Genomic DNA, 16,946 nt, shown 5'->3' on the forward strand with positions numbered 1-16,946 from the left:
CCCGTTTCTCGAAGGGCTGACGCTTCCATGGACAACGAGGACAAGCTCCGCGAATACCTCAAGCGGGTCACCACCGAGCTGCGGCAGACCCGCAGCCGGTTGACCGAGGTCGAGTCGCGTGAGCACGAGCCCATCGCGATCGTCTCGATGGCGTGCCGCATGCCCGGCGGCGTACGCACTCCCGAGGAGCTGTGGCAGTTGGTGGCCGAGGGCACCGACGCCATCGCGCACATGCCGACAGATCGCGGTTGGAACCTCGACACGCTGTACGACCCGGACCCCGACCGACCGGGGACCAGCTATGTGCGCGAGGGCGGCTTCCTGTACGACGCCTCCGAGTTCGACGCCGCGTTCTTCGGCATCTCGCCGCGCGAGGCCGTGGCGATGGACCCGCAGCAGCGGCTGCTGCTGGAGACCACATGGGAGGTGTTCGAGCGGGCGGGCATCGACCCCGACTCGGTACGCGGCAGCCAGTCCGGCGTCTTCATCGGGTCGAGCAACCAGGGCTATGCCGTCGACGGCAGCGTCGCGCCGGACGGTGTCGAGGGCCATCTGCTGACCGGTGGGTCGGCGGCCGTCTTGTCGGGGCGGCTGGCCTACAGCTTCGGCCTCGAAGGCCCGGCGGTCACCGTCGACACCATGTGCTCGTCGTCGCTGGTGGCGCTGCACCTGGCGATACAGGCGCTGCGCCACGGCGAGTGCTCCATGGCACTGGCCGGCGGCGCCACGGTGATGGCCTCCACCCGCAACTTCGTGGAGTTCAGCAGGCAGCGCGGCCTGGCCACGGACGGGCGGTGCAAGCCCTTTGCCGCGGCGGCCGATGGAACCGGCTGGGGCGAGGGCGTCGGCGTACTCCTGCTGGAGCGACTGTCGGATGCGCGGCGCAACGGGCATCAGGTGCTGGCGGTACTGCGCGGCTCCGCGATCAACCAGGACGGTGCGAGCAACGGCCTGACGGCGCCCAACGGCCCCTCGCAGCAGCGGGTGATCCGTGCCGCGCTGGCCAGCGCCGGACTGTCGGCCGCCGATGTGGATGTGGTGGAGGCGCACGGTACGGGGACCACGCTCGGCGACCCGATCGAGGCCCAGGCGCTGCTGGCCACCTATGGGCAGGAGCGGGCGGAGGGGCGTCCGCTCTGGTTGGGGTCGGTGAAGTCCAACATCGGGCATGCCCAGGCCGCTTCGGGTGTCGCCGCCGTGATCAAGGTGGTCGAGTCGCTGCGGCACGGTGTCATGCCGAAGACGCTGCACGCCGAAGAGCCGTCGCCGCACGTCGACTGGTCCGCCGGGACGGTGAAGCTGCTCACCGAGGCGCAGCAGTGGCCCGACACCGGGCAGCCCCGGCGGGCGGCCGTGTCGTCCTTCGGCGGGAGCGGCACCAATGCGCATGTACTGCTGGAGCAGGCCCCGGCCGAGGAGGGCGGGGATGCGGCCGAAGGCGACGGCGCGGTTGAGGGCCGGTCGCCGGGTGCGCTGCCGTGGGTGGTGTCGGCGCGGTCCGCAGAGGCGTTGAAGGCGCAGGCGGACCGGTTGGCGTCGTCGCTGGACGGCAGCGGGCTCTCCCCGGTGGATGTGGGCTGGTCGCTGGCGACGACTCGGGCGGGCCTGGAGGAACGCGCCGTCGTGGTCGGGGCCGACCCGGAGGAACTGGTTGCCGGGCTGCGGGCGGTGGCCCGGGGGGAGAAGCCCAAGGGCGTGGTGCGGGGTGTCGCCGAGAACCCGGGCGAGGGCGCCGAGGTCGTCTTCGTCTTCCCGGGGCAGGGGGCGCAGTGGGTGGGGATGGCGGTGGGGTTGTTGGATGCCTCGCCGGTGTTTGCTGCGCGGGTTGCGGCGTGTGAGGCGGCGTTGGCGCCGTTTGTGGATTGGTCGCTGACGGATGTTCTGCGCGGGGTTGAGGGTGCGCCCGGGTTGGACCGGGTGGATGTGGTGCAGCCGGTGCTGTGGGCGGTGATGGTGTCGCTGGCCGAGTTGTGGCGTTCGTTCGGGGTGGAGCCTGCGGCTGTGGTGGGGCATTCGCAGGGGGAGATCGCTGCGGCTGTGGTGGCGGGGGGTCTGAGTCTGGCGGATGGTGCCCGGGTGGTGGCGTTGCGCAGTCGGGCGATTGTGGCGCTGGCCGGGCGCGGGGGCATGGTGTCGGTGGCGCTGTCCCGGCCGAAGGTCGATGAGCTGATCGGGCCGTGGGATGGCCGGGTGTCGGTGGCGGCGGTGAACGGGCCGTCGTCGGTGGTCGTCTCCGGTGACGCCGATGCCCTGGATGAGTTGATGGAGGTCGCCCGGGAGCGGAAGGTCCGGGTTCGGCGGATCGAGGTGGACTATGCGTCGCATTCGGCGCATGTGGAGGCGATCCGCGAGAAGTTGGCGGAGGTCCTGGCACCGATCGCGCCGACGTCCGGTGGGGTGCCGTTCTTCTCGACGGTGACCGGGGACTGGCTGGACACCTCCGGCCTGGACGCGGAGTACTGGTACACCAACCTGCGGCAGACTGTGCACCTGGAGCCAGCGGTGCGGGCCCTGCTGGCTGAGGGGCATGAGGCGTTTGTCGAGGTGAGCCCGCATCCGGTGCTGACGGTGCCGATCGAGGAGACCGTCGAGGCCGTGGAGGCCGAGGCGGTGGTCACCGGGACGCTGCGCCGTGGCGAGGGTGGCCCGGAACGGTTCTATGCCTCGCTCGGTGCGCTGTGGGTGCACGGGGCGGCTGTGGACTGGACCCCGGCGTTCACCGACCATGGTCCCCGCAGGGTGGAGCTGCCCACGTATGCCTTCCAGCGGCAGCGCTACTGGCTGGAGTCTGGGCGGCCTGCGGCGGCCGATCCGGTGGACGCGCGGTTCTGGGACACGGTCGAGCGTGAGGACCTGGAGGGTCTGGCGGCGACGCTGGGCCTGGCGGATGACGACGGTTCGCTGGGTGAGGTGCTGCCCGCGCTGTCGACGTGGCGCAAGGGCCGCAAGCAGCGCAGCACGCTGGACGGTTGGCGGTACCGGGTCGTCTGGCGCCCCCAGCCCGAGCCGCCCCGCGCCGAACTCCACGGCACCTGGCTGGTCGCCGTCCCCGAGGGCCACCAGGACGCCGACCTCGTCCAGGCGGCACTGCGGAGCCTCCGCGACGCGGGCGCCGACGCGGCCCTTCTCCCACTGGGCGAGGACGGGATCGACCGCCGGGCGGTGAGCGCGCGGCTGGACGAGTGGACGGCTGTCAGCGGAGTCCTCTCCCTGCTCGCACTCGATGAGCGGCCCCAGCCCGGCTACCCCGGGGTCACGACCGGGCTCGCCCAGTCGGTCGCCCTGGCCCAGGCCCTGGTCGACGCCGCATCCGAGGTGCCGCTCTGGCTGGCCACCACCGAGTCCGCCGCGACCGGTGCTTCGGACGATGCGGTGCGCCACCCGCTCCAGGCCGCGATCTGGGGCTTTGGGCGGGTCTTCGCGCTGGAGCACCCCAAGCTGTGGGGCGGGCTCATCGATCTCCCCGGCCTGCTGGACGACCGCAGCGCCGCCACGCTGTCCGCAGTGCTCGCTGCGGACAGCGACGAGGACCAGCTGGCGATCCGCGACTCGGGCCTCTTCATCCGCCGGCTGGTCCGCGCTCCGCTGAGCGGCCGGACGAGCGCAGCGCCCTGGCGTACCAGCGGCAGCGCGCTGGTCACCGGCGGTACCGGAGGGCTGGGCGCGCACACCGCCCGCCTGCTGGCCCGCAATGGCGCCGAGCACCTGGTACTCACCAGCAGGCGCGGCCCCGACGCGCCCGGCGCCGCCGAACTCCGCGACGAACTCGCGGCCATGGGCGTGCGGGTGACCATCGCCGCCTGCGATGTGACCGACCGCGAGGAACTGGCCGGGCTGGTCGAGCGGGTCGAAGCCGAGGGCCCGGCGTTCCGTACGGTGGTGCACACGGCTGGCGTCGGCCTGCTGGTCCCGCTCGCCGACACCTCCCTGGAGGACTTCGCCGAGGGCGCCCGCGCCAAGCAGCTGGGCGCCGAGAACCTGGACGCGCTCTTCGACCGCGACGGGCTGGACGCCTTTGTGCTGTACTCCTCGGTCGCCGGAACGTGGGGCAGCGGTGACCACGGCGCGTACGCCGCGTCCAATGCGTTTGTCGACGCCCTGGCCGAGAACCGCCGTACCCGGGGGCTGACCGGTACCTCGATCGCCTGGGGGATCTGGAGCCCCGAGGGCGGCGGAATGGCCGTCGACGTGGTGCAGGAGCAACTGCGCTGGCGCGGCATCCCCTTTATGGACCCGCAGTTGGCGGTGGCCGGGTTGCAGCAGGCACTCGACCACGACGAGACGTTTCTCGCGGTGGCCGACATCGACTGGGAGCGCTTTGTCCCGGTCTTCACGGCCGCGCACCCGCGACCGCTGCTGCATGAGGTACCGGAGGTGGCACGGGCGCTCGAAGCCGACCGGGCCGTCGCGGACACCGCCGTCGATGTGTCCGCCACGCTCCGCACCGAACTCGCCGGACTGCCGGCGGCCGAGCGGGAGCGCAGGCTGTCCGACCTGGTGCGCGGGCAGGTGGCGAGCGTGCTGGGCTACGCGGAGAGCAGCGACATCGCGCTCGGCCGGGCCTTCCGTGAGCTGGGCTTCGACTCCCTCACCGCCGTCGAACTGCGCAACCGCCTCAACGCGGCCACCGGCCTCAAGCTGCCCGCCACCGTCGTCTTCGACTACCCGAACGTGAAGGAACTGGCCGGACACCTCCGCACCCACCTGGTGGACGAGGACGCGGCACCGCTCGCACCCGCCGTCGTCATCGCCCGCTCGGACGACGAGCCGATCGCGATCGTCTCGATGGGGTGCCGCTTCCCCGGCGGCGTGCAGTCGCCGGAGGACCTGTGGCGGCTGGTACGGGACGAGGTCGACGCGGTGTCGGGGCTCCCGGCCGACCGGGGCTGGGACCTGGAGAGCCTCTACGACCCGGACCCGGACCGGGCGGGGACCACCTACGCCCGGGAGGGCGGCTTCCTCGACTCGGCCGGTGACTTCGACGCCGGGTTCTTCGGGATCTCGCCGCGTGAGGCACTGGCGATGGATCCGCAGCAGCGGTTGCTGCTGGAGACCTCGTGGGAGGCGGTGGAGCGGGCCGGTATCGACCCGAGGAGCCTGCACGGCAGCCGGACCGGCGTCTTCGTGGGCGCCGCCTACCAGGGCTACGGCAGTGGGCTGGAGGCCCCCGAGGGACTGGAAGGACACCTGATCACCGGCACGGTGACCAGCATCGCCTCCGGCCGGATCTCCTACACGCTCGGCCTGGAAGGGCCGGCGGTGACCCTGGACACGGGCTGCTCGTCGTCGTTGGTGGCGATGCATCTGGCGGTGCAGGCGCTGCGGTCCGGCGAATGCTCGCTGGCGCTCGCCGGCGGCGCGGCGGTGATGGCCGAACCGATCGGACTGGTCGGTTTCAGTCGGCAGCGCGGACTCGCCTGGGACGGGCGGTGCAAGGCGTTCGCGGCGGCTGCCGACGGCATGGGCATGGCCGAGGGTGTCGGTGTGCTGGTGTTGGAGCGGTTGTCGGATGCGCGGCGCCTTGGGCATGAGGTGTTGGCGGTGGTGCGGGGTTCGGCGATCAATCAGGACGGTGCGAGTAATGGGTTGACGGCGCCGAGTGGGTTGGCGCAGCAGCGGGTGATTCGGGCTGCGTTGGCGGGTGCGGGGTTGTCGGCTGCTGATGTGGATGTGGTGGAGGCGCATGGTACGGGGACGACGCTGGGTGATCCGATCGAGGCGGAGGCGTTGCTGGCCACGTATGGGCGGGGGCGGGATGCGGGGCGTCCGTTGTGGTTGGGGTCGGTGAAGTCGAACATCGGGCATGCGCAGGCTGCGTCGGGTGTGGCTGGTGTGATGAAGATGGTGCTGGCGATGCGGCATGGGGTGCTGCCGGCGACGTTGCATGTGGATGAGCCGTCGTCGCATGTGGACTGGTCGTCGGGTGCGGTGGAGTTGCTGTCGGAGGCCAGGCCGTGGGAGGAGTACGGGCGGCCTCGGCGGGCGGGGGTGTCGTCGTTCGGGGTGAGTGGGACGAATGCGCACGTGATCATCGAGCAGGCCGAGCCGGTGGAGGCCGTGGGGGAGTTGGAGCCTTCGGATTCGGCTGATGGTGTGGTGGTGCCGTGGGTGGTGTCGGCGCGGTCGGGTGAGGCGTTGCGGGGGCAGGTGGAGCGGCTGGGGTTGGTGGCTGGTTCGCCGGTGGATGTGGGTTGGTCGTTGCTGCGGTCGCGGTCGGTGTTTGAGCATCGGGCGGTTGTGGTGGGGGCGGGGGTGGTGGCTGAGGGTTCGGCTGCCGATGTTGGGCGTGGGCCGGTGTTTGTTTTTCCGGGTCAGGGGGCGCAGTGGGTGGGGATGGCGGTGGGGTTGTTGGATGCCTCGCCGGTGTTTGCTGCGCGGGTTGCGGCGTGTGAGGGGGCGTTGGCGCCTTTTGTGGATTGGTCGCTGGCGGATGTGTTGCGTGGGGTTGAGGGTGCGCCTGGGTTGGACCGGGTGGATGTGGTGCAGCCGGTGCTGTGGGCGGTGATGGTGTCGCTGGCCGAGCTGTGGCGGTCGTTCGGGGTGGTGCCTGCGGCTGTGGTGGGGCATTCGCAGGGGGAGATCGCTGCGGCTGTGGTCGCGGGGGGTCTGAGTCTGGCGGATGGCGCGCGGGTGGTGGCGTTGCGGAGCCGGGCGATTGTGGCGCTGGCCGGACGCGGGGGCATGGTGTCGGTGGCGCTGCCCCGGGTCCAGGTTGATGAGTTGCTGGGTGGGTTTGCGGGTCGGGTGTCGGTGGCGGCGGTGAACGGGCCGTCGTCGGTGGTGGTCTCCGGTGACGCCGATGCGCTGGATGAGCTGATGGCGCTGTGTGAGGGCCGGGAGATCCGGGCGCGGCGGATCGAGGTGGACTACGCGTCGCATTCGGCCCATGTGGAGGCGATCCGCGAGGAGTTGGCGGAGGTCCTGGCACCGATCGCGCCGACGTCCGGTGGGGTGCCGTTCTTCTCCACGGTGACGGGGGAGTGGCTGGACACCTCCGGCCTGGACGCGGAGTACTGGTACACCAATCTGCGGCAGACGGTGCAGCTCGAACCAGCGATGCGCTCGCTGCTGGGTGAGGGCCATCGGGTGTTTGTGGAGGTGAGTCCGCATCCGGTGCTGACGATGCCGGTGCAGGAGACCGCCGAGGCCGCCGACGCCGAGGTGGTGGTGACGGGGACGTTGCGCCGTGGTGAGGGTGGTCCGGAGCGGTTCTACGCGTCGCTGGGCGAGCTGTGGGTCCGTGGCGTGGCGGTGGATTGGGCTCCGGCGTTTGCTGGGCTTGAGCCGCGCAGGGTGGAGTTGCCGACGTATGCCTTCCAGCGTCAGCGGTACTGGCTGGAGCCGACGCGGCCTTCGACGGCGGCCGATCCGGTGGATGCGCGGTTCTGGGAGACCGTCGAGCGCGAGGACGTGGACTCCCTCGCGGACACCTTGCAGACCGACGTCCGCGAGTCGCTGCGCGATGTGCTGCCCGCGCTCTCCGTGTGGCGCAGGAACCGCAAGCAGCGTGACACGGTCGACAGTTGGCGGTACACGATCGCCTGGCGCCCCCAGCCCGAGCCGCCCCGGACCGAACTCGACGGCACCTGGCTGGTCGTCGTCCCGGTGAGCCATGAGGACGACGACCTGGTCCAGGCCACCCTGCGGGCCCTGGAGTCGGCGGCTGCGCAGACCCGGGTGATCGCCGTCGGACCGGAGGACGCCGACCGGGCGTGGCTCGCCGACCGGCTGCGGGCGGTGCCCGGCGGTGGCGGGGAACCGTTCGCGGGGGTGCTGTCCCTGCTGGCGCTGGACGAGCGGCCGTGGACTCCGCAGTCCGCGCTGCCCGCCGGCATGGTGCTGACGACCGCGCTTCTCCAGGCGCTCGGCGACGCCGGGGTGGATGCTCCGCTGTGGTGCGCGACCCGGGGTGCGGTCTCGGTCAACCGCTCGGACCTGCTGGACCATCCCGTACAGGCGATGGCGTGGGGCCTCGGGCGGATCGCCGCCTTGGAGTACCCGCAGCGCTGGGGCGGTCTGCTCGACCTGCCCGAGGCGCTGGACGAGCGCGCCGCGCGGCGGCTTGCCACGGTCCTGTCCGGCCGGCTCGGCGAGGACCATGTGGCGCTGCGCCCGTCGGGGCTCTTCGCCCGCAGGCTGCTGCGGGCCGGGGCTGGGCGGCCGGTCGGTGACGGGTGGGTGCCGAGCGGCAGTGTCCTGGTGACCGGCGGGACCGGCGCGCTGGGCGGCCATGTCGCCCGCTGGCTGGCCCGCCGTGGCGCTGAGCATCTGGTGCTGGTCAGCCGCCGGGGCGCGGACGCCCCCGGGGCCGGGGAGCTGGTCGCGGAGCTGGCCGAGTTGGGTACTCCGGCGACCGTCGTCGCCTGCGACGTCTCCGACCGGGAGGCGGTGCGCCGGTTGGTCGACGAGCTGCCGGGCGGGCTGCCGCTGACGGCGGTGGTGCACACCGCAGGTGTGATCGACGACGGTGTGATCGACGCGCTGACCCCTGAGCGCGCGGCGGGTGTGCTGCGGCCCAAGGTCGATGCGGCGCAGGCGCTGCACGAGGCGACCCGCCATCTGGACCTCTCGGCGTTTGTGCTCTTCTCCTCGATGGCCGGGACGCTCGGCGGCCCGGGGCAGGGCAGCTACGCGGCGGCCAACGCCTTCCTGGACGCCCTGGCGCAGCAGCGCCGGGCCGACGGGCTGCCGGCGACGTCCATCGCCTGGGGTGCCTGGGCGGGCGGCGGGCTGGTCGATGAGCGGATGGGGCAGCGGCTGCGCCGTGACGGTGTGCCGCCGATGGCCCCGGAGTTGGCGCTCTCCGCCCTCCAGGGCGCCCTGGACCAGGGCGAGACGTTCCTGATCGTGGCCGATGTCAACTGGAAGGTGGCCGCCGCCCGCGCTGTGGCGGCGCTGCGGGAGTTCCCGGAGGTGCAGTCGGCCAATGCCGGCGCGGCCAAGGAGGCCGCCGGGCAGGACGGCCCGCCGCTGGTGCGGCGGCTCGCGGGCCTGGCGCCGGGTGACCGCAGGGCGGCGCTGCGGGAGGAGGTGCGGACGTACGCCGCTGCGGTGCTCGGCCATGACACCTCGGACGCCGTGCCGGACGGCCGGGCCTTCCGTGAGCTGGGCTTCGACTCGCTGACCGCCGTCGAGCTGCGCAACCGGCTGGCCGAGGCGACGGGGCTGCGGCTGCCGGTGACCCTGGTGTTCGACCACCCCAGCGCGTCGGTGCTGGCGGCGTTCCTGCATGACGAGCTCTTCCGTACGGCGGACCGGGCCGCCGGTGCGGCGCCGGTCCCGGTGGTCGCGGTGGACGACGATCCGGTGGTGATCGTGGGGATGGGCTGCCGGTTCCCGGGCGGGGTGCGTTCGCCGGAGGACCTGTGGCGGCTGGTGGCGGACGGTACGGATGCCATCTCCGCCTTCCCGGAGAACCGTGGCTGGGATGTGGAGCGGCTCTACGACCCGGACCCGGACAAGGCGGGCCGCTTCTATGCGCGCGACGGCGGGTTCCTCTACGACGCGGACCACTTCGACCCGGCGTTCTTCGGGATCAGCCCGCGTGAGGCGCTGGCCATCGACCCGCAGCACCGGCTGCTGCTGGAGACCTCCTGGGAGGCGTTCGAGCGGGCCGGGATCGACCCGGCGACGGTGCGCGGAACGCAGGCCGGGGTGTTCGTCGGGTCCAACTACAACGACTACGGCTCGCGGGCGCGACGGGCACCGGAGGGCCTTGAGGGGTATCTGGCCACGGGCAGCGCGAGCAGCGTCGCCTCGGGGCGGATCGCCTACACCTTCGGCCTGGAGGGGCCTGCGGTGACGGTGGACACGGCCTGCTCGTCGTCGCTGGTGGCGCTGCACCTGGCGGCGCAGGCGCTGCGGTCCGGTGAATGCTCGCTGGCGCTGGCCGGCGGTGTCACGGTGATCTCCACGCCGGACACCTTCATCGAGTTCAGCCGGCAGCGGGCCCTCGCCCCCGACGGCCGCTGCAAGGCGTTCTCGGCGGACGCCGACGGTGCCGGCTGGGCCGAGGGCGTCGGCCTGGTGCTGCTGGAGCGGCTGTCGGACGCGCGCCGCAACGGGCACACCGTACTCGCGGTCGTCAAGGGCTCGGCGGTCAACCAGGACGGCGCCTCCAACGGCCTCACCGCTCCCAACGGCCCGTCGCAGCAGCGGGTGATCCGGCAGGCCCTGGCGGGCGCCGGGCTGACCCCGTCCGAGGTGGACGCGGTGGAGGCGCACGGTACCGGCACCCCGCTGGGCGACCCGATCGAGGCGCAGGCGCTGATCGCGGTCTACGGCCAGGACCGGCCCGCCGACCGCCCGCTCTGGCTGGGCGCGCTGAAGTCCAACCTCGGGCACACCCAGGCGGCTTCGGGTGTCGCCGGTGTGATCAAGATGGTGATGGCGATGCGTCACGGGGTGCTGCCCAAGACCCTGCACGCGGAGAACCCGTCGCCGCACATCGACTGGTCGGCGGGCGCCGTACGGCTGCTGGACGAGCGGCGCGACTGGACTCCCGGGGACGGCCCCCGCCGGGCGGGTGTCTCCGCCTTCGGTATCAGCGGCACCAATGCGCATCTGATCCTGGAGGAGCCGGAGCGCCAGACCGAGCCCACCCCCGAGCCCACCCCCGAGGCCCGGCCCGAACGACGGCAGCCCGTCCCCTGGCTGCTCTCCGCACGCGGCAAGGCCGCCCTGCGCGAGCAGGCGGAGCGGCTGCTGGCCCAGGTCACCGCCGACCCCGGCCTCCGCGCGGCCGACATCGCGCTGTCGCTGGCCACCACCCGCGCGAGCTTCGAGGACCGGGCAGCGGTCGTCGGCACGGACCGGGAGTCCCTGGTCGACGCGCTCACCGCGCTCGCCGAGGGCCGTGACCACCCCCGACTGGCCGTCGGCCGCAGCCGCCCCGGCAAGGTGGCGTTCCTCTTCACCGGCCAGGGCTCGCAGCGGCCCGAGGTCGGACGGCGGCTGTACGCCACAAGCGAGGACTTCGCCGACGCGCTGGACGCGGTCTGCGCACACATGGACACCCATCTGGAACGTCCGCTGCGCCAGGTCCTCTTCGCCGAGGCCGGTACCCCCGAGGCGGCGCTGCTGGACAGGACCGCATACACCCAGGTCGGCCTGTTCGCCCTGGAGGTCGCGCTCTTCCGGCTGCTGGAGGGCCTGGGCGTGCGCCCGGACTTCCTGCTGGGCCACTCGATCGGTGAGCTGGCCGCCGCCCATGTCGCCGGGGTGCTGTCGCTGGAGGACGCCTGCCGGCTGGTCGCCGCCCGGGGACGCCTGATGCAGGCACTGCCCGGCCGAGGAGCCATGGTCGCCGTCCAGGCGTCCGAGGAGGAGCTGCTGCCGCTGCTGGCGGGCCGCGAGGCCGAGGTGAGTATCGCCGCGCTCAACGGCCCGACCGCCACCGTGATCTCCGGTGACGAGGACGCGGTCACCGCGATTGCCGACCGGCTCTCGGCCGAGGGGCGCAAGACCCGGCGGCTGCGGGTCAGCCACGCCTTCCACTCGCCGCACATGGAGGCGATGCTGGAGGAGTTCGGCGCCCTGGCAGCCGAGTTGCAGTACCACGAGCCCCGGCTGACCGTGGTCTCCAACGTCACCGGCCGGCCCGCCACCGCCGACGAGCTGTGCGACCCGCAGTACTGGGTGCGGCAGGTGCGGGAGGCGGTGCGGTTCCACGACGGCGTCCGGGTGCTGGAGCAGGAGGGCGTCACCACCTTCCTCGAACTCGGCCCCGACGGCGTCCTCACCGCCCTGGCCGGCGACTGCCTGACCGGCGCCGACCCGGCGCTGATCCCGCTGCTGCGCCGCGACACCGAGGAGGGCGACGCCCTCACCACCGCGCTGGCCCAGCTGCATCTGCGCGGCCACGGGCCGCAGTGGGCACGCTACTTCGCGCCGCTCGGCGCGCGGACGGCGGAGCTGCCCACCTATGCCTTCCAGCACCAGCGGTACTGGCTGGAGGCCACCGGGGAGCCGGAGGACGTCTCGTCCGCCGGACTTGAGGCGGCAGGGCATCCGCTGCTCGCCGCCACCGTCCCGCTGGCCGGTTCCGACGGAGCGCTCTTCACCGGCCTGCTCTCCACCGACCGGCACCCGTGGCTGGCCGACCACGCCCTGGACGGCCGGGTGCTGCTCCCGGGCACCGCGTTCCTGGAACTCGCCCTCCAGGCGTGCGAGCGGGTCGGCGCGGGCCAGGTCGAGGAACTGGCCCTGGAGGCCCCGCTGGTCCTGCCCGACGGCGGCACGGTGCAGTTGCAGCTCGCCGTCGGCGGTGCCGACGACTCCGGCAGCCGCACCCTGACCGTCCACTCCCGGCCGACCGCCGAGGACGACGGCGGCGACCTGCCGTGGACCCGGCACGCCAGCGGCACCCTGGCACCCGCACCCGCGCCCGCACCCGCACCCGCACCCGCGTCGGACGGCGGCGACGGCGACGGCGGAGACCCGGCCGCCTGGCCGCCGCCGGGAGCGCACCCGGTCGAGGTGTCCTCGCTCTACGAGCGGATCGCGGAGAACGGATTCGCCTATGGACCGGCGTTCCGTGGCCTGCGGGCCGCCTGGCGCGACGGTGACGAGGTCTTCGCCGAGGTCGCCCTGGACGAGGAGTTCCAGCCGGACGCGGCGGACTTCACCCTGCACCCGGCGCTGCTGGACGCGGCGCTGCACACGGTCGCCCTGGCCGCACCCGGCGCCGACCGGACCGTGGTGCCGTTCAGCTTCGGCGGTGTCTCGGTGACGGCCGCAGGCCCGGCCGCACTGCGGGTACGGCTGACACCGCAGGGGCCGGACGCCTTCTCGGTACGGGTCGCCGACGACTCCGGTACGCCGGTCGCCGCGATCTCCACCCTGGTGCTGCGGCCGGTGGACTCCGGCCGACTGGCCGCAGCCGGAGCCGGACCCAGCGCGCTCTACCGGGTCCAGTGGACGCCGCTCGCCCTCCCCGGCCGTACCGACGCCCCCGTCGCCGTGCTCGGCGACCCGGCCGGATACGCCGACCTGGCCGCACTCCGCGCCGCCGTCGACGCGGGCACATCCGTACCCGCCACGGTGCTGGCGCACCTTCCCGGGGACGATGTGGCCGACATCGCCGAGGCGACCCGGCGGGCGACCCACCGGGCACTGGAACTGGCGCAGTCCTGGCTGGCCGACGACCGGTTCGCCGACGCGCGGCTGGTCCTCTGCACCCGGCACGCCGTGGCCACCGGCACCGCCACCGCCTCCGGCGACGCCGACACCAGCCCCGGCATCAACCTGCCGCAGGCCGCCGTCTGGGGCCTGATCCGCACCGCCAAGGCGGAGAACCCCGGCCGGTTCGCCCTGCTCGACCACGACGGCTCCGCCGAGTCGCTGCGCGCCCTACCCGCCGCCACGGCGACCGGCGAACCCGAGGTCGCCCTGCGCAACGGCGCCGCCACCGCACCCCGGCTGGTCCGCGCCCGGACCACCCCCGCCGGCCCGCTCCCCGGGTTCGACGGCCGGGGCACGGTCCTGGTGACCGGCGCGAGCGGCATGCTCGGCCGCCTGGTCGCCCGCCACCTGGTCACCCGGCACGGCGCACGGTCCCTGGTACTCGCCGGACGGCGCGGCGCCGCCGCCGAGGGCATGCCGGAACTGCGCGACGAACTGCGCGGCCACGGCGCCGATGTCGAACTCGCCGCCTGCGACGCCGCCGACCGCGACGCCGTCGCCCGGCTGATCGACGCCATCCCCGCCGACCGCCCGCTCACCGCTGTGGTGCACACCGCCGGAGTGCTGGACGACGGCGTCTTCGACGCGCTGACCCCGGAGCGGCTGGACCCGGTGCTGCGCGCCAAGGCCGACGCCGTACTCACCCTGGACGAGCTGACCCGGGACCTGGACCTCTCCGCGTTTGTGGTCTTCTCCTCGCTCGCCGGGACCTTCGGCGGCGTCGGCCAGGGCAACTATGCGGCGGCCAACGCCTTCCTGGACGCCTTCGCCCACCACCGGCACGCCGCCGGACGCCCGGCGGTGTCGCTGGCCTGGGGCCTCTGGGCCGAACGCAGCGGGATGACCGGCAAGCTCGGCGAGGCCGACCTGCACCGGCTGGCCCGGGGCGGAGTACGGCCGATGGACTCCGCCGAGGCCCTGGCGCTGCTCGACACCGCCCTGGCCGGGGACGAGCCGCTGCTGGTCCCGGCCAAGCTGGACACGGGGGCGCTGCGGGCCGCCGACGGCTCGGTCCCGCATCTGCTGCGCACCCTGGTACCGGTCCGGGCGCCGCGCGTCGCACCGGCCGGCCGGTCGCTGCCCGGACGCAACGGGCAGCAGCCCGGGGCGGAGCAGGGGCCACAGAGCGGCGGCCTGGGCGAGCGCCTGGCCGGGCTGCCGGCCGAGCAGCGGTTGCGGACGGTGCTGGACACGGTGCTGGGGCAGGCCGCCCTCGTCCTGGGCCATGCCTCGGCCGACGCGGTCGACCCGGAGCGCGGCTTCCTGGAGTCGGGCTTCGACTCGCTGACCGCCGTCGAACTGCGCAACCGGCTGGGTTCCGCCACCGGGGTCCGGCTGCCGGCCACGCTGCTCTTCGACTACCCGGCGCCCACCGCACTGGCCGGGCATCTGCTGGAGAAGCTGGCCCCACCGGTGGCGGCGGCCCGGCCGCAGGACCCGGAGGCGCTGCTCGGTCAACTCGACGCCTGGGAGGCCGAGTTCACCGGACCGGTGGCCGACCCCCGGGTCCAGGAGGGGCTGCGAGAGCGGTTGCAGCGGCTGCTCGCCAAGCTGGACGGCAGCGCGGCGCCCGAGGACGCGGCCGTGGAGAGCCGCCTGGACGAGGCGTCGGACGACGAGCTGTTCGACTTCATCGAGAACGAACTCGGGGGCTCCTGAGCACCCGCCGCGGTGCGGGCGGACCGGGGGCCTCGGCGACCGGCCCGCCCGCACCGCACCCCATTGTCTGAGCGATTCCCCAGACCCTCCCGGCGCTGCTCGGCAGCGGGCCGCCGACCCAGCACGATGGGTACCGGGCCTGCCGGACGCCGAGGGCGGACCGGGCAGCAGACGGGCGGGCGGCGGGGCGGCTCTGCCCGGTCCGCGCAGTCGCAGTGGACCGTCGTCCACCGCCAACCGACAACCCTCGTCCCCTGGATGGAAACGTGAAGGCTCTCGTGCTCGCGGGAGGATCGGGTACGCGCCTGCGGCCCATCACCCACACGTCCAGCAAGCAACTGGTGCCGGTCGCCAACAAACCGATCCTCTTCTACGGCCTCGAAGCCATCGCCGAGGCCGGAATCATCGAGGTCGGCGTCATCGTCGGCCACACCGCCAAGGAGATCGAGCAGGCGGTCGGCGACGGCTCCGACTTCGGCCTGGAGGTCACCTACATTCCGCAGAGCGCGCCGCTGGGACTCGCCCACGCCGTGCTCATCGCCCGGGACTTCCTCGGCGACGACGACTTTGTGATGTACCTCGGCGACAACTTCGTCTTCGACGGCATCAGCGATGTGGTCGACCAGTTCCGCAAGGAGCGGCCGGACGCCCAACTGCTGCTCACCCGGGTGCCCAACCCCACCGCCTTCGGGGTCGCGGTCGTCGACGAGCAGGGCCGCATCACCGGGCTGGAGGAGAAGCCGGAGCGCCCCAGCAGCGATCTGGCGGTGGCGGGCGTCTACCTGTTCACCCCCGCCATCCATGAGGCGGTCCGCGCCATCGCCCCCTCCCGGCGCGGCGAGTTGGAGATCACCGACGCCATTCAGCGGATGGTCGACCGGCGGCTCGATGTGCGCTCCACGGTGATCTCCGGCTACTGGAAGGACACCGGCAACGTCACCGACCTGCTGGAGGTCAACCGCACGCTGCTGGAGGGCCTGGAGACCCGGATCGAGGGCTTTGTCGACGGCGAGAGCGAGATCATCGGCCGGGTCCGGATAGCGGCCGGGGCGGAGGTCCGCGGCTCACGCATCGTCGGCCCGGTCATCATCGGCGCCGGCAGCGTCGTGGTCGACTCCTACATCGGCCCGTCCACCTCCCTCGCGGAGAACTGCCGGATCAGAAACAGCGAGATCGAGTTCTCCATCGTGCTGCGGGACTCGTCGTTCGACTCCATCCGCAGAGTCGAGGCGTCGCTCGTCGGACGCAACGTCCGGGTGACCCTGGCCCCCCGGGTGCCCGCCACCCACCGGCTCATCATCGGCGACCACGGACAGGTCCAGATCTCCTCATGACGGCGACGCGGACCATCCGACTGCTGGTGGTGACCGCCGTGGCGGCCGAACGGGACGCCATCGCAAAGGGGCTCGGCGGCACCGACAGCAGCCTTGACGCCGGACCGCTCCGCGCCGACCTGCTGGCGGCCGGCGTCGGCCCGGCCGCAGCGGCGGCGGGGGCCGCCACCGAGCTGACGGCGGCCGGGCTGCGGAACGACCCCTACGACCTGGTGATCACGGCAGGCATCGGCGGCGGGTTCCTGCCGCTCGCCCCCGTGGGTTCCCTGGTGGTCGCCGACGCGATCGTCGCCGCGGATCTGGGCGCCGAGTCCGCCGAGGGCTTCCTGCCGGTCGAGACGCTCGGCTTCGGCCGATCGGTGCACCGGCCGCCGCAGCCGCTCTGTGCGGCGGTGGCCCGGGCGCTGGGCGCCGTACGGGGGCCGGTCCTGACCGTGTCCACCGCCACCGGCAGTGCCGCCCGGGCCCGGGAGCTGTCCACCCGCCACCCCGGAGCCGCAGCCGAGGCGATGGAGGGCTTCGGCGTGGCCGAGGCCGCCGCCGCCCACGGTGTGCCCGTACTGGAGATCCGTGCGGTCTCCAATGCGGTCGGCCCCCGCGACCGAGCCGCCTGGCGGATCGGCGACGCGCTGACGGCACTGACGGCGGCCTTCGCCGAGCTGCGGGACGGCGCCTGCCTGGACGCTCTGGAGCGCCCGGAAGACCGCCCCGAGGGCCGGGCGGGCGGCCGGGCGTCGGACCCCCGCTGACGGAGACTGCCCTGCTCGGAGC

Annotated in this window: 3 protein-coding genes; all 3 read left to right on the plus strand. The window is 73.4% G+C overall.

Annotated features, from left to right (window positions below; genetic code table 11):
- The first annotated feature begins 27 nt into the window (after window positions 1-27).
- The 3 genes from C7M71_RS25705 (at window position 28) to C7M71_RS25715 (ending at window position 16,924) form a co-directional block, all read left to right on the plus strand.
- Complete coding sequence (locus C7M71_RS25705) at window positions 28-14,841, plus strand: type I polyketide synthase (RefSeq protein ID WP_114914565.1); 14,814 nt, start codon at window positions 28-30, stop codon at window positions 14,839-14,841.
- Between the two features lie 266 nt (window positions 14,842-15,107).
- Window positions 15,108-16,175, plus strand: coding sequence for a glucose-1-phosphate thymidylyltransferase (locus C7M71_RS25710; protein ID WP_111491767.1), 1,068 nt, complete (start codon window positions 15,108-15,110; stop codon window positions 16,173-16,175).
- A complete protein-coding gene (locus C7M71_RS25715) occupies window positions 16,172-16,924 on the plus strand; it encodes a futalosine hydrolase (RefSeq protein WP_175607746.1) in 753 nt (250 codons plus the stop codon). Before C7M71_RS25710 ends, C7M71_RS25715 begins: the two co-directional genes overlap by 4 nt.
- Window positions 16,925-16,946: the final 22 nt, after the last annotated feature.

Origin of the sequence: Peterkaempfera bronchialis, from assembly GCF_003258605.2 — a bacterium.
GTDB classification, from domain to species: Bacteria; Actinomycetota; Actinomycetes; order Streptomycetales; family Streptomycetaceae; genus Peterkaempfera; species Peterkaempfera bronchialis.